Consider the following 13,805-nt stretch of genomic DNA (forward strand, 5'->3'; position numbering starts at 1 on the left):
CGTTGATCCAATGCGGCCTCTCATCTCAAGGAGTTTCAATGAAGACCACCCACAAACTGCTGCTGCCGCTCGCCCTGACCCTGGCCATCGCCGCCTGCTCCAAGCCGGCCGACAACGCCGCCGCGCCTGCTGCCGAAACCCCGGCCGCCACCGCCCCGGCCGATGCCGCTGCGACGGCACCTGCCGCCGCCGAACCGGCCGCCTCGACCGCGCCGGCCGTGGAAGTGGCCTCGGGCACCTACACCCTGGACCCGAGCCACACCGACGTGCTGGCGCAGTGGAGCCATTTCGGCTTCTCCAACCCGACCGCCCACTTCGGCAATGTCGACGGCACCCTGGTGTACGACGCGGCCGACGTGACCAAGTCCACCGTGCAGGTCACCCTGCCGCTGTCGGGCCTGAACAGCTTCACCGCCAAGTTCGACGAGCACCTGAAGAGCGGTGACTTCTTCGACGCGGCCAAGTTCCCGACCGCCACCTTCAAGAGCACCAAGGTCGAAGCGGCCGGCCCCAACAAGCTGACCGTCACCGGCGATCTGACCATCAAGGATCAGACCAAGCCGGTCGTGCTGGACGTCACCCTCAACGGTGCCGGCGAGCACCCGATGAAGAAGGTGCCGGCGGCCGGTTTCGACGCCACCACCACCATCAAGCGCACCGACTTCGGCGTCGGCCAGTACGCCCCGAACGTCAGCGACGAAGTGAAGATCCGCATCACCACCGAAGCCCTGCAGGCCAAGGCCGGTGACGCTGCCGCCGCCAAGTAAGTCGCAGCGCAGTCGCGAACTACGTCGCAGCGCAGTCGATGCATCGGTGCGAGCAATCGCACCGATGCGGAACGCAAAAGCCCGCCAATCGGCGGGCTTTTGCTTGGGCGCCCACCAGCTCCCCGCAGGAGCGGCCCAGGCCGCGAGGGCCCCACCCTCAGCCCATCACCACGCATGAGCACCCGACCGTTGTAGGAGCGGCCCAGGCCGCGAGGGCTCTACCCTCAGTCCCACCACAACGCATGAGCATCCGACCGTCGTAGCAGCGGCCCTGGCCGCGAGGGCTCTACCCTCAGTCCAACCACAACGCATGAGCATCCGACCGTTGTAGGAGCGGCCCTGGCCGCGAGGGCTCTACCCTCAGCCCGGCACCACGCGCGTGCCCACCCTCACTCCGCCGCCGGATTCGCCTTCCAGTAGCCCTTGGCGCGCACTGAATCCTTGTCCACGCCCATGTGCTCCTCGAGAAACTTGCGCATCGCACGCGCGCGCATGGATTCGGTGCCGATCCAGTAGAACGTGTCGCCGTCATGCGGCTCGTAATCGCGCAGGCTGTCTTCCAGCAAGGTGCTGCTGGCGGCATCGAAGCCGTTGCGTTCCAGCCAGTACACGTCCACCTCGGCGGCACTGAGCAGCTCCTGGCGTTCGGCCGCATCGGCAATTTCGATAAACACCTCGGCCTGCATGTCGGCGGGCATGGCTTCCAGCCAGCGGCCGATCGCCGGCAAGGCGGTTTCATCGCCGATCAGCACATAGTGGTCGTAGTCGTCGGCAACCAGGAACGAGCCGCGCGGGCCGCCGATCTTCAGCGTATCGCCGGGCTGTGCCTGCGCCGCCCAGCTGGAGGCTATGCCGTCGCCGTGCAGCACGAAGTCGATGCTCAGCTCGCCGCTCTGCGGGTCGAAGTAGCGCGGTGTGTAATCGCGGCCGGGCGAGGGCAGCGCGCCTTCGGCATAGCGCGGGCCATCCGGCGTCATCGTCGGCAGCACGAAGGCGCCATCGGCATTGGGGAAGAACAGCTTGACGTGATCGTCCGGTGCCTCGCTCTGGAAACCGGCAAGCTCGCTGCCGCCGAACACGATGCGGCGCATCTGCGGCGTGAGCGATTCGCAGCGCACCACCTGCACGGAGCGCAGGCGCGGGTCGCGGCGGAGTTGGGTGTGGGTGTGGATGGCCATGTAGTGCGATTCCTGGAGGTGGCGCGCAGATGCGCGGCGGGGGAGTGACTGCAAACGATGATGCGACGATCTAGCTAGCGAGCTGAAAAAGAACAGCGGTTGTTGCTCAGCCTTCTCCCATCGGGAGAAGGTGACCCGCAGGGGGCGGATGCGGGGACGGGCGAAGCCGCGTGCATCTGCCAACCAAGCAAGGTCGATGTCTTGCAGCGACACGCTGATCAATGCGCAGAACAGCGCAGGGACAGCAATGCATGCATGCCACTGACGCCGCGCAACGCAACCACCGCGATGACGCGTCACTGCCGCAAGGCGCAATCAAACCGGCATCGGTTGGCTTCGGATCACGGCGATGGGCGCACTCAGCCGTCGTCGCGCTCCATGCCGTCAGCGGCGGCGTTGAGCAGTGCGGCAATGCGTGTGGTTTCTGCCTCCGTCCATTGCCCGTGCCGCGCAAACAGGCCGTGCTTGATGCGGTGGATGGCTTCGCGAATCGGCGCCGGGGTCTGTGCCTTGATCAGCTCGCGCGCGCGGCGGTGGGTGCGGGCCAATGCGGCATCGAGTGCATCGCGCTGCTGTGCCACGTGCGTGCGGCCGGCCGCGGTCACCTGATAGCGCTTGCGGCCCTCGTCCAACGCGGTCTGCACCCAGCCATCGGCTTCGAGCTGCGCCAGCGCCGGATAGATGGCGCCCGCGCTCGGCGTGTAGAGGCCTTTGAACAGCGCGGTGATCTGCCGCATCAATTCATAGCCATGGCGCGGCTGTTGTTCGATCAGCGCCAGTAGCAGCAGGCGCAGGTCGCCATGCTCCAGTGGCCGCGCGCGGCCACTGCCGCCGCGGCGCGTGGCGCTGGGCGCAAGAACCGGATCGAGCGCGTTCGGCGAGTCATCGTGGCGGGAGTGCATCATTATTCGATATATCGAAGAGTGTCGAAAAGATATATCGAATCGAGATCTCCCGCAAGCACCAGCCTGTCGCCCGGCTGACCGTTCTGCCCCTGCAACCCATGCTGCAATGCGGCTAGACACCGTCGGATTCCATAATTACGATGTAATTAATCCGACATTACGGGCTTGCGCCCGGTGAGGCAGACGCATGAGTCGACAGTGGGACACCCAGGCCGAAAGCCGGCGCCAGCGCCTGCAGCGCGCCGCCGCCCTGGCGCCGCAGGGGCGCGTGGTGGCCGCCGCCGACGTGGTGGCGCTGCTGGAGGCGGTGATCGAGCCGGGCGATCGCGTCTGCCTGGAAGGCAACAACCAGAAGCAGGCCGACTTCCTGGCGCGCTGCCTCACCGAGGTGGACCCGGCCCGCGTGCATGACCTGCACATGGTGCAATCGGTGTTGTCGCTGCCCGCGCATCTGGACGTGTTCGAGCGCGGCATCGCCAAACGGCTGGATTTCTCGTTCTCCGGCCCGCAGGCCGCGCGCCTGGCCGGGCTGGTCGGCGAGGGCCGCATCGAGATCGGCGCCATCCACACCTACCTGGAATTGTTCGGCCGCTACTTCATCGACCTGACCCCGCGCATCGCGCTGGTCACCGCGCAGGCCGCCGACCGCCACGGCAATCTCTACACCGGCCCCAACACCGAAGACACCCCGGTGATCGTGGAGGCCACCGCGTTCAAGGGCGGCATCGTGATTGCGCAGGTCAACGAGATCGTCGACACGCTGCCGCGCGTGGACATCCCGGCCGACTGGGTGGACTTCGTTACCCAGGCGCCCAGGCCCAACTACATCGAACCGCTGTTCACCCGCGACCCGGCGCAGATCTCCGAGATCCAGGTGCTGATGGCGATGATGGCGATCAAGGGCATCTACGCCGAATACGGCGTGGACCGGCTCAACCACGGCATCGGTTTCGACACCGCGGCGATCGAATTGCTGCTGCCCACCTACGCCGAGTCGCTGGGGCTCAAAGGCAGGATCTGCCGGCACTGGGCGCTCAATCCGCATCCTGCACTGATTCCTGCGATCGAATCGGGCTTCGTGCACTCGGTGCATTCGTTCGGCTCGGAACTGGGCATGGAGGCCTACATCGCCGCGCGCCCGGACATCTTCTTTACCGGTGCCGACGGCAGCATGCGCTCCAACCGTGCGTTGTCGCAGACCGCCGGCTTGTACGCCTGCGACATGTTCATCGGCTCCACCCTGCAGATCGATCTGCAGGGCAACAGCTCCACCGCCACGCGCGACCGCATCGCCGGCTTCGGCGGCGCGCCCAACATGGGCTCGGATGCGCGCGGCCGCCGGCACGCCAGCGCCGCCTGGCTCAAGGCCGGGCGCGAGGCGTCACGCCCGGGCGAGATGCCACGCGGGCGCAAGCTGGTGGTGCAGATGGTGGAAACCTTCCGCGAACACATGGCGCCGGCCTTCGTCGACAGGCTCGATGCCTGGGAACTGGCCGAACGCGCCAACATGCCGCTGCCGCCGGTGATGATCTACGGCGACGACGTCAGCCATGTGCTCACCGAAGAAGGCATCGCCAACCTGTTGCTGTGCCGCAGCGCCGAAGAGCGCGAACAGGCCATCCGTGGCGTGTCCGGGTATACCGCTGTCGGCCTGGGCCGCGACAAACGCGCGGTGGAAAACCTGCGCGATCGCGGTGTCATCAGGCGGCCGGAAGACCTGGGCATCCGTCCGCGCGATGCCACGCGCGACCTGCTCGCCGCGCGCACGGTCAAGGACCTGGTGCGCTGGTCCGGTGGGTTGTACGACCCGCCGAAACGTTTTCGCAACTGGTAGGGGCACGGCATGGAAACCCTGCGGTATCGCTTCGATGGCCAGCATGGCGCGCGCGCCGGGCTGGACCATGCGCTGGTCGGCGTGGTCGCCTCCGGCAACCTGGAAGTGCTGGTCGAGCGCGTGCCGCTGGGCGGCGCAATGGAGATCGAGATCCTCACCGCCGCGCGCGGTTTCGGCGCGATCTGGCAGGCGGTGCTGGACGATTTTGCCGCGCGCCATCCGCTGCGCGACGTGCGCATCAGCATCAACGATGTCGGCGCCACGCCCGCGGTGGTGAGCCTGCGCCTGGAGCAGGCGCTGGACGTCCTGCAGGGAGCCGCCGCATGAGCCGCCGCAGTCACCCCGTAGGAGCGCACCCGGGCGCGACGGGCGTTGCCGGTAACGCCCCGGTCGCGCCCGGGTGCGCTCCTACGCTGGTTGTCCGGGGCCNCCCCGTAGGAGCGCACCCGGGCGCGACGGGCGTTGCCGGTAACGCCCCGGTCGCGCCCGGGTGCGCTCCTACGCTGGTTGTCCGGGGCCATGTAGGCACCACCATCCCCATGGTCAAGCGCAACGACGACGCCCCGGCACACCGCAGTGCCCCCGTAGGAGCGCACCCGGGCGCGACGGGGGTTCCCGGTGACGCCCGGGTCGCGCCCGGGTGCGCTCCTACGCTGGTTGTCCGGGGCCGTGTAGGCACCACCATCCCCATGGCCAAGCGCAACGACGATGCCCCGGCACACCGCAGTGCCCCCGTAGGAGCGCACCCGGGCGCGACGGGCGTTGCCGGTGACGCCCCGGTCGCGCCCGGGTGCGCTCCTACGCTGGTTGTCCGGGGCCATGTAGGCACCGCCATCCCCATGGCCAAGCGCAACGACGACGCCCCGGCACACCGCAGTGCCCCCGTAGGAGCGCACCCNCATGTAGGCACCGCCATCCCCATGGCCAAGCGCAACGACGACGCCCCGGCACACCGCAGTGCCCCCGTAGGAGCGCACCCGGGCGCGACAGGCGTTCCCGGTAACGCCCCTGTCGCGCCCGGGTGCGCTCCTACGTTGGTTGTCCGGGGCCATGTAGGCACCACCATCCCCATGGCCAAGCGCAACGACGACGCCCCGGCACACCGCAGTGCCCCCGTAGGAGCGCACCCGGGCGCGACGGGCGTTGCCGGTGACGCCCCGGTCGCGCCNTAGGCACCGCCATCCCCATGGCCAAGCGCAACGACGACGCCCCGGCACACCGCAGTGCCCCCGTAGGAGCGCACCCGGGCGCGACGGGCGTTCCCGGTAATGCCCCGGTCGCGCCCAGGTGCGCTCCTACGCCTGTCGTCGGGAGACTTGTATGAGCACCACCATTCCCGTGGCCGAGCGCAGCTATTACGAGGCCGACGCGCGCGAGCGCATCGACGGCGTGCTGGATGCCGGCAGCTTTCGCGAATGCGTCGGCCCACGTCGCCGCCTGATCAGCCCGCACCTGGCGCAACTGGACACGCCCGGCGCCTTCGATGACGGCATCGTCGTCGGCGAAGGCACGCTGCGTGGGCGCAGCGTGCTGATCGCCGCGCAGCAAGGCGCCTTCATGGGCGGCGGCGTCGGCGAAGTGCACGGCGCCAAGCTCACCGGCCTGCTCGAACGCGCCACCGCCACGCAGCCGGACGCAGTGCTGCTGCTGCTCGACACCGGCGGCGTTCGCCTGCACGAAGCCAATGCCGGCCTGATCGCGATCTCCGAAATCATGCGTGCCACCTTGGACACGCGCGCCGCCGGCGTCCCGGTGCTGGCCTTGATCGGCAGCGGCAATGGCGCCTTCGGTGGCATGGGCATCGTGGCGCGTTGCTGCAGCGCCGTGATCATGTCCGAAGAAGGCCGCCTGTCGTTGTCCGGCCCGGACGTGATCGAAACCGTGCGCGGCGTGGAAGAATTCGACGCCCGTGACCGCGCCCTGGTGTGGCGCGTCACCGGCGGCAAGCACCGCTATCTGCTGGGCGAGGCGCAGACGCTGGTGGCCGACCGCATCGCTGCATTCGCCGATGCCGCCGCGCAGACGCTGGACACCCTGGCCGAGCCGGCGGGCGAGGCCGCACTGCAGGCGCTGGAAGTGGCGCATCAACAATTGTCCAAGCGCATTGACGCCTATGGCGATTGCCGCGATGGGCTGGAGATCTGGCAACGCCAGGGCATCGTCGATGCACAGCGGCTGCCGCTGCTGGACACCGACGCCTTCCTCGCCGCCACCGCCGACCGGAGCACGCCGTGGAACTGACCCAACTCCTGGACCAGCTGTTTCCGCTCGGCCACGCCATCGCCCGCAACGACGATGTGCTCACCGGCAGCGCCACCACGGCCGCGGGCGAGGTCACCGTGATCGGCACCGCCAACAAGCTCGAAGTGGGCGTGGACCACGCGCTGGCATTGGCGGCGACCGTATTGGCGAGCACGCGCGCGCAGCCGCAGCGGCCGATCGTGATGCTGGCCGACACCGCCGGGCAACGGCTTGCACGCCGCGACGAACTGCTCGGCATCAACGGCTATTTCGCGCATCTGGCACGCACGCTGGATCTGGCGCGCAAGCGCGGCGCGCGGCTGGTCACACTGGTGTATGGCGAATCGGTCAGCGGCGGCTTCCTGTCGTTCGGCCTGATGGCCGACCATATCCACGCGTTGCCGGATGCGCAGATCCGGGTGATGGATCTGCGCGCGATGGCGCGCGTGACCAAGCAGAGCGTGGACACCCTGCAGGCGCTGAGCAAGAGCTCGCCGGTGTTCGCGCCGGGCGTGGAGAACTACGTGCGCATGGGCGCGGTGGAGTCGCTCTGGGACGGCAACCTGGCGCAGGCGCTGCTCGACGCCCTGGCGGCGCCCAGCGATGGCGATCAACGCCGGGCACTTGGCGCGCAACGTGGCGGGCGCACCCTGGCGCGCGATGTCGCCGCCGCCGTGGCCGCAGGCGAGGCCTGAGCATGCCCGCCCGCCACGCACTGGTGTGGCTGCATCCGGACGCGCGCTGGCAGGCGCTGACGCCGGGTGCGCAGCCACGGCTGCAGCAGTGGTTCGCCGCGGGGTTGCCGGCGGTGGTGGCGCGTGGCGATGGCAGCCAGGCGCCTTGCCGCGTGCCGCTCGGCGTGCCATTGCCGCCAGACGAAGGCAAACAGCGGCTGGCGTTGAGTGCCGGCCTGGACGATATCGTGCGCAGCACCGCGCCGCTGGCGCTGGACGCGGTGATCGCAGCCGCACCCGCCACGCTGCAGCCTGCACTGCAGGCCTTGCGGACGCAGGCCACTGCCAGTGCCCTGCAGCCGCGCGTCTTCGGCAGCTTCGCATGGCAGGCCCTGACCGGGTTTGCGTATGTGCACGCGCAATCGGACCTGGATCTGTTGTGGTCCATTGCCACGCCCGAACAGGCGCAGGCAGTGGTGACATTGCTGCAGCGCTGGGAACACCGCCATGGGCTGCGCGCAGACGGCGAGCTGTTGCTGCCCGACGACACTGCGGTGAACTGGCGCGAATATGCCGGCAGCGCGCAGCAGGTGTTGGTGAAGTGCAGCGCCGGCTGCCGCTTGCTGCCGCGCAGCGCGCTGTTTCCGGTGTGGAGTGCGGCATGAGTGCATTGGTGGAGCGCACTGCCGATGCCAGGCCCGCGGGGACGCAGTGCACCGCGGGCGAGCAGCAGCTGCGGGCAACAGCATCAAAACCGGTGACAACCTCAAAAGAGGCGGGCATCGCGCCATCTCTGCCAAGTGCAGACAGCCCATCGACGCGCTTGGTTGCTGCGGACATCCCCTCGGCACTGGCACAGACAGCACCGCAAGAAGCATCCCAGCAGCCAAGACCGCGCCTTGCTCCAGCAGGCGATGGTTCGGATCTCGTTTACGCGCCGTCGCCTGCTGCACGCACGCATGGCGATGTGCAAGACAACGTCGCGCTACAAGCCACATGGCCTCCCGAAGCCGGCAGCACCAGCGCGCTGGCGCATCGTCTGGGTCGGCTCGCGGTCGCCGCCCTGTACGCGGAACTGCGCTGCGCGCCCAAGCCCGGCCTGGTGACGCCGTTCGACAGCGGCAGCCATGCCGACATGGATGCGTCGACCTTCCTGCGCAGCCTGTTTGCCCTGCGCGGCTACTTCGTCGCGATTGCACAGGCGGGCATCGATAACGCGCCGTTCGAGCATGTGCGCCAGCTCGGCATCGCGGCCGAAGCGGCGATGCTGCGCGCCACCGGCGGCATCAACACCCACCGCGGCGCGATCTTCAGCCTTGGCGTGCTCACTGCGCAGGCGGCGCGCTTGCGTGCCGTGCATGGGCATGCCCCTACCGGTGAAGCAGCCTGCAGCGCGGTGCAGGCCTGGCGCGATGTATTGCGCGCCGCGCCGCTGGATCCACGCAGCAATGGCCAGCGTGCGCGTGCAAGGTTTCGGATCGGCGGCGTGCGCGAGCAGGCCGCGGACGGGTATCCCTTGCTGCGCGAGATTGCATTGCCGTCTCTGCGCAGCGCAGTGCACAGCGGCGCCACGCGCGAGGCGGCACTGGCGCAGACCTTGATGCACCTGGTTGCCGAGGTCGACGACCTCAACCTGTTGCATCGCGGCGGGCAGGCCGGGCTGGCTTACGCAAAGGCGCAGGCGCGTGCGTTTCTCGCCGGGGGCGGCATCGCGCACCCGCAGTGGCGCGCGCGCTTGCATGCCATCGGTACCGGCTTCGTCGCACGTCGCCTGAGCCCGGGCGGCAGCGCCGACCTGCTGGCCTGCGCCTGGTTCCTGCAGTGTCAGGAGAGCGCATGAGCACGCGCCGGCCATCGGCAGCCGCGAAGGCAGTGCGCGCACGCGCGTGCAGTCGTTCTGCCCTTCGCATTAGTGCCATCCTTCTCAAGGCCTCAGCAAGCGGCGTCCTTCTCGCCGTCCCCGGAGAAAATGCCTGCAGGGCGGATCAGGGCTCCATTCGCACGGCGCACGGCGTCACCTGCAAGCAGGCCACCCCATGAGCCTGGCCGTGCTCTGTCCCGGCCAGGGTGGGCAGCATGCGGCGATGTTCGCGCGTGTTGCCGATGCGCCGGCCGCGGCCGAGGTAATCGCTGCCGCGAGCAAGGTGCTCGGCGCCTCGGCACACACGCTTGCCGCAGACGACGCCCGCTACACCAACGCCATTGCGCAGCCACTGGTGTGCGCCGGCACGCTGGCGCACTGGCAGCTGCTGCGTGCGCAGCTGCCCACGCCGGTGCTGGTGCTCGGCTACAGCGTCGGCGAGCTGGCCGCGCATGCGGTGGCCGGCAGCATGGAGATCGCCACCTGCCTGCAGCTGGCCGCCACCCGCGCACGCCTGATGGACGCGGCCAGCCCGGACCATGCCGGATTGATGGCGGTGGCCGGCCTGCCGCTGCGTGTGCTCGAAGCGCTGTGCCAGACGCATGGCGCGGCCATCGCCATCGTCAACGGCGACGACCATGCCGTGCTCGGTGGCCCGCACGCTGCGCTGCAGGTACTGGGCGATGCAGCGCAGGCGCAGGGCGCACGCATCACGCAGTTGCCGGTGCGCGTGCCGGCACATACGCCGTGGCTGCGTGCGGCGGCCGATGCCTTTGCGGTTGAATTGAACAACGTGGCCGTGCACGCGCCCAGGCTGCGCGTGCTGGCCGGCATCGATGCACGTGCCGTCACCACGCAGGCGCTGGTGGTGGACACGCTGGCTGCACAGATCGCGCAGACGGTGCGCTGGTACGACGTGCTGGTGCAGGCCGCCGAACGCGGCGCGCGCGTGTTTCTCGAACTGGGGCCAGGCAGCGCATTGGCGCGCATGGCGCGCGACATCGTGCCGGGCTGCGAAGCGCGATCGGTGGAGGACTTCCACAGCACGCAGGGCGTGGTGGAGTGGGTCGATGCCGCGTGCGAGCGCGCGGCATGAAGTAACGCCAGCAGCGGCGAAGCGGGCGTGGCGGAGGCAACCGCCCGGCAGCTGCCCCTTATTTCTGTCAGCCGCCCTGCGTCTGACCAGGTGTGACCCTTGGGTGGCGGGTGGCCATCCGTGCTGTACGCGTATCAGGTGTCTGGGAGGGCGCATGACCCCGCAAATTGCAACGATTCTTGGCTTGGTGATCATGTTCATCGTCGCCACCGCATTACCCATCAACATGGGCGCGGTGGCCTTCGCGCTGGCCTTCATCATCGGTGGCGTGTGGGTGGGGCTGGACGGCAAGGAGGTGCTGGCCGGCTTTCCGGGCGACCTGTTCCTGACCCTGGTCGGCATCACCTATCTGTTCGCCATCGCGCAGAAGAACGGCACCATCGATCTGCTGGTGCACTGGGCGGTGCGCGCGGTGCGCGGGCGCATCGTCGCCATTCCCTGGGTGATGTTCGTCATCACCGGCCTGCTCACCGCGTTCGGCGCGTTGGGGCCGGCAGCGGTGGCCATCATCGGCCCGGTGGCGCTGCGCTTTGCCAAGCAATACCGCATCAATCCCCTGATGATGGGCCTGCTGGTGATCCATGGCGCGCAGGGCGGCGGGTTCTCGCCGATCAGCGTGTATGGCGGCATCACCAACAAGGTGGTGGAAAAGGCCGGGCTGGACGTCACCGAGATGGCGGTGTTCCTCACCAGCCTGGGCTTCAACCTGATGATGGCGATCATCTGCTTCTGCGCCTTCGGTGGGCTCAAGCTGATGCGGCGGCAGGAGGTGTCGCTGGCCGACGCGCAATACGTGGCGGTGGCCGACGACCAGGCGTCCAAGCGCCCGTTCGCGATCGAAGGGCATGGCTCCCTGGTGGCCGCCGGTGGCGGCACCCTGTCGACCAATCCGCTGGCGCTGGAGGCGGTGGCCATCACCCGCGATCGGGTGATCACGCTGCTCGGCCTGCTCGGCCTGGGCGTGGCCGCGCTGGTCTACAACCTCAATGTCGGGCTGGTCTCGATCACCGTGGCGGTGGCGCTGGCGCTGATCTCGCCCAGCGCGCAGAAGGGTGCGGTGGATGGCATCAGCTGGTCCACGGTGCTGTTGATCAGCGGCGTGGTGACCTACGTGGCGGTGCTGGAAAAGGCCGGCGCGGTGGACTACATCGGCACCGGCGTGTCGCATATCGGCATGCCGTTGCTGGGCGCGCTGCTGGTCTGCTATGTCGGCGGCATCGTCTCCGCGTTCGCCTCGTCGGCGGCGGTGCTGGGCGCCACCATTCCGCTGGCGGTGCCGTTCCTGATGCAGGGCCAGCTCGGCGCGGCCGGGGTGATCTGCGCGCTGGCGGTGTCGTCCACCATCGTCGATGTCAGCCCGTTTTCCACCAACGGTGCGCTGGTGGTGGCCTCGGCCGCCAAGGAAGAGCGCGACGCGCTGTTCCGTCGCTTCCTGGTCTACAGCGGGCTGGTGGTGCTGCTGGGGCCGTTGGTGGCCTGGCTGCTGTTCGTGGTGCCGGGCTGGCTGTGATCCGGCCCGCGTCCGGCAGGGCATTGGGGCGCCCCGGTAGAATGGGTGTCCCCACGCCCGCATCGACGACCCGCCTGCCATGACCCTCGCCCCTGATTCGCGCAGCGCCAGGAAGCGCGTACCGCTGTACGAGGAAGTGGCCGAGCGCCTGCGCCAGAAGATCTACGACTACGCACTGCCGCCGGGCGAATGGATCGACGAACCGGCGCTGGCCGAGGAACTCGGCATCAGCCGCACCCCGCTGCGCGAAAGCCTCAAGCTGCTCGCCGCCGAAGGCCTGGTGCAACTGGACGCCGGCCGCGGCAGCCGGGTCACGCGGCTGACGCTGGAAGACCTCAACCAGTTGTTCCCGGTGATGGCCATGCTGGAAGGCCGCTGCGCCCACGATGCGGTCAAGCGCGTCGACGCGGCCGGCGTGCAACGCCTGGAAGAGCTGCACGCGGCGATGGAAGCCGCCGCCACCGCCGGCGACCTGGCCGAGTACTACCGCAACAATTACCTGATCCACGAAACCGTGCAGCAATACGCCGGCAACCCGTGGTTGATCCGCGTCACCCACGATCTGCACCGCATCCTCAAGATGCACCGCGGCCGGCAGCTGTTGACGCCCGGACGCATGGCGCAGTCGCTGGCCGAGCACCGCGAGCTGATGGCATGCGTACGCCGCCGCGATGCCGAAGGTGCCGAGCGCACGATGCACGGGCATCTGCTGAGCCAGGGCCAGGCCTTGGCGGCGTATGTGGCGGCCGGGGGCATGTTGAATGTGCCGGCACCATTACCGCGCGTGGGCGGGGTCTAGACGTCGGCGCGTGGCTTCCGGCGACCAGTCAGTGCACGCCATACGCTTCCCTTCTCCCTCCGGGAGAAGGTGCCCGAAGGGCGGATGAGGGCACGCGCACGCAGCACCGGCAAGCTTCTCGCTCTAGCGAATCCCCAATCCCCAATCCCCAATCCCAGCCACCAAAAAACGGGCTACTCCGCCAACCCGAGCAACGCATCCACGCGTTCGATCAACTGCGTCCCCGCCAATCCCGCAAACACCTCCGGATGCGCATAGCCCCAGGCCACCGCGGCAAACCGCAGCCCCACCGTCTGCGCCGCTTCCCAGTCGGCGACCTGGTCGCCCACGTACACCGCCTGCGCTGCGGTATGCCCGGTGCTGCGCAGCACGCGGCGCAAGGCGCGCTGTTTTCCCAGCAGATGCGCGCCACCGTCGATGACGGCGAACGTCGCGCTCAGTTCCTCGCCCAGGGCGCGTTGCACATTCTCCACCGAGTTGGACGACACCAACGCCAGGCAGGTGCCGCGCGCGTGCAGGGTCTGCAGCACCTCGGCAATGCCGTCGAACAAGGCCATCGGTGGGGCGGCACGCATCAGGCGGATGAAGTCGGCGGCCACCAGCGGGATGCGCCAGGTGCTCAGGCCCGATTGCTTGAGCAACGCGCGGGTGCTGAGGCGGCGCGCAGCGTCCACTTCATGCGCCTGCGCGGCGCGGAAGCCGTGCCGCTCGGCCAGCACGCGCTGCGTGCTCAGGAAGAAACCGAACGAATCGGCCAGGGTGCCATCGAAATCGAAGATGATCAGCTTGGGCATTGCAACGCAGGGAGCAGGGCGGCATAGCCTAACCACTGCCGTGCACATGCCGCACGCAGGCACACCCACATGTGTGCGCGCAGGCGAGGCGACACTGCAAGGCGATCGGCACACCTACTGCAATCATCGCCAGGTGGACGCGCGTT

The 13,805-nt window shown here is 68.7% G+C and carries 13 protein-coding genes; 10 read left to right on the plus strand and 3 right to left on the minus strand.

The window, feature by feature from the left end; genetic code table 11:
- Positions 1–38 precede the first annotated feature (38 nt).
- On the plus strand, positions 39–767 hold the full coding sequence (locus C0541_RS01565) for a YceI family protein (RefSeq protein WP_104583572.1): 729 nt from the start codon (positions 39–41) through the stop codon (positions 765–767).
- 389 nt (positions 768–1,156) lie between these two features.
- Here the strand turns inward: C0541_RS01565 and C0541_RS01570 are convergent, their stop codons facing one another.
- Positions 1,157–1,945, minus strand: coding sequence for a siderophore-interacting protein (locus C0541_RS01570; RefSeq protein WP_115045394.1), 789 nt, complete (start codon positions 1,943–1,945; stop codon positions 1,157–1,159).
- A gap of 359 nt (positions 1,946–2,304) precedes the next feature.
- Complete coding sequence (locus C0541_RS01575) at positions 2,305–2,847, minus strand: PadR family transcriptional regulator (RefSeq protein ID WP_115045650.1); 543 nt, start codon at positions 2,845–2,847, stop codon at positions 2,305–2,307.
- A 190-nt stretch (positions 2,848–3,037) separates the two neighbouring features.
- On the opposite strand from C0541_RS01575, the gene mdcA reads away from it, so the two are divergent.
- The 9 genes from mdcA (at position 3,038) to C0541_RS01630 (ending at position 12,865) form a co-directional block, all read left to right on the plus strand.
- The gene (gene mdcA, locus C0541_RS01580) at positions 3,038–4,684 is read left to right on the plus strand and encodes a malonate decarboxylase subunit alpha (RefSeq protein ID WP_115045395.1); all 1,647 of its coding nucleotides are present in this window, start codon (positions 3,038–3,040) and stop codon (positions 4,682–4,684) included.
- Positions 4,685–4,693: 9 nt separating this feature from the next.
- Complete coding sequence (mdcC, locus tag C0541_RS01585; RefSeq protein ID WP_115045396.1) at positions 4,694–5,011, plus strand: malonate decarboxylase acyl carrier protein; 318 nt, start codon at positions 4,694–4,696, stop codon at positions 5,009–5,011.
- 993 nt (positions 5,012–6,004) lie between these two features.
- Entirely contained in the window at positions 6,005–6,925 is a 921-nt protein-coding gene (locus C0541_RS01600) for a biotin-independent malonate decarboxylase subunit beta (protein ID WP_115045397.1), read from the plus strand.
- A complete protein-coding gene (gene mdcE, locus C0541_RS01605) occupies positions 6,916–7,620 on the plus strand; it encodes a biotin-independent malonate decarboxylase subunit gamma (RefSeq protein WP_115045398.1) in 705 nt (234 codons plus the stop codon). Before C0541_RS01600 ends, mdcE begins: the two co-directional genes overlap by 10 nt.
- Before the next feature lie 2 nt (positions 7,621–7,622).
- Positions 7,623–8,264 carry a malonate decarboxylase holo-[acyl-carrier-protein] synthase gene (gene mdcG / locus C0541_RS01610; RefSeq protein WP_115045399.1) on the plus strand — a complete coding sequence of 214 codons (642 nt, stop codon included), beginning with the start codon at positions 7,623–7,625 and terminating at the stop codon, positions 8,262–8,264.
- Between the two features lie 302 nt (positions 8,265–8,566).
- On the plus strand, positions 8,567–9,439 hold the full coding sequence (gene mdcB / locus C0541_RS01615; RefSeq protein WP_429001322.1) for a triphosphoribosyl-dephospho-CoA synthase MdcB: 873 nt from the start codon (positions 8,567–8,569) through the stop codon (positions 9,437–9,439).
- A gap of 196 nt (positions 9,440–9,635) precedes the next feature.
- Positions 9,636–10,556 carry a malonate decarboxylase subunit epsilon gene (gene mdcH / locus C0541_RS01620; RefSeq protein ID WP_115045400.1) on the plus strand — a complete coding sequence of 307 codons (921 nt, stop codon included), beginning with the start codon at positions 9,636–9,638 and terminating at the stop codon, positions 10,554–10,556.
- 154 nt (positions 10,557–10,710) lie between these two features.
- Positions 10,711–12,066 (plus strand): SLC13 family permease, encoded by a 1,356-nt coding sequence (locus C0541_RS01625; RefSeq protein WP_115045401.1) that lies wholly within the window; start codon positions 10,711–10,713, stop codon positions 12,064–12,066.
- Positions 12,067–12,145: 79 nt separating this feature from the next.
- Positions 12,146–12,865, plus strand: coding sequence for a GntR family transcriptional regulator (locus C0541_RS01630; protein ID WP_115045402.1), 720 nt, complete (start codon positions 12,146–12,148; stop codon positions 12,863–12,865).
- 173 nt (positions 12,866–13,038) lie between these two features.
- Here C0541_RS01630 and C0541_RS01635 read toward each other — a convergent pair whose 3' ends face one another.
- The gene (locus tag C0541_RS01635; protein WP_115045403.1) at positions 13,039–13,659 is read right to left on the minus strand and encodes an HAD hydrolase-like protein; all 621 of its coding nucleotides are present in this window, start codon (positions 13,657–13,659) and stop codon (positions 13,039–13,041) included.
- Positions 13,660–13,805: the final 146 nt, after the last annotated feature.

The sequence above is a fragment of the Xanthomonas arboricola genome, from assembly GCF_003353015.1.
Classification (GTDB): Bacteria; Pseudomonadota; Gammaproteobacteria; order Xanthomonadales; family Xanthomonadaceae; genus Xanthomonas; species Xanthomonas arboricola_E.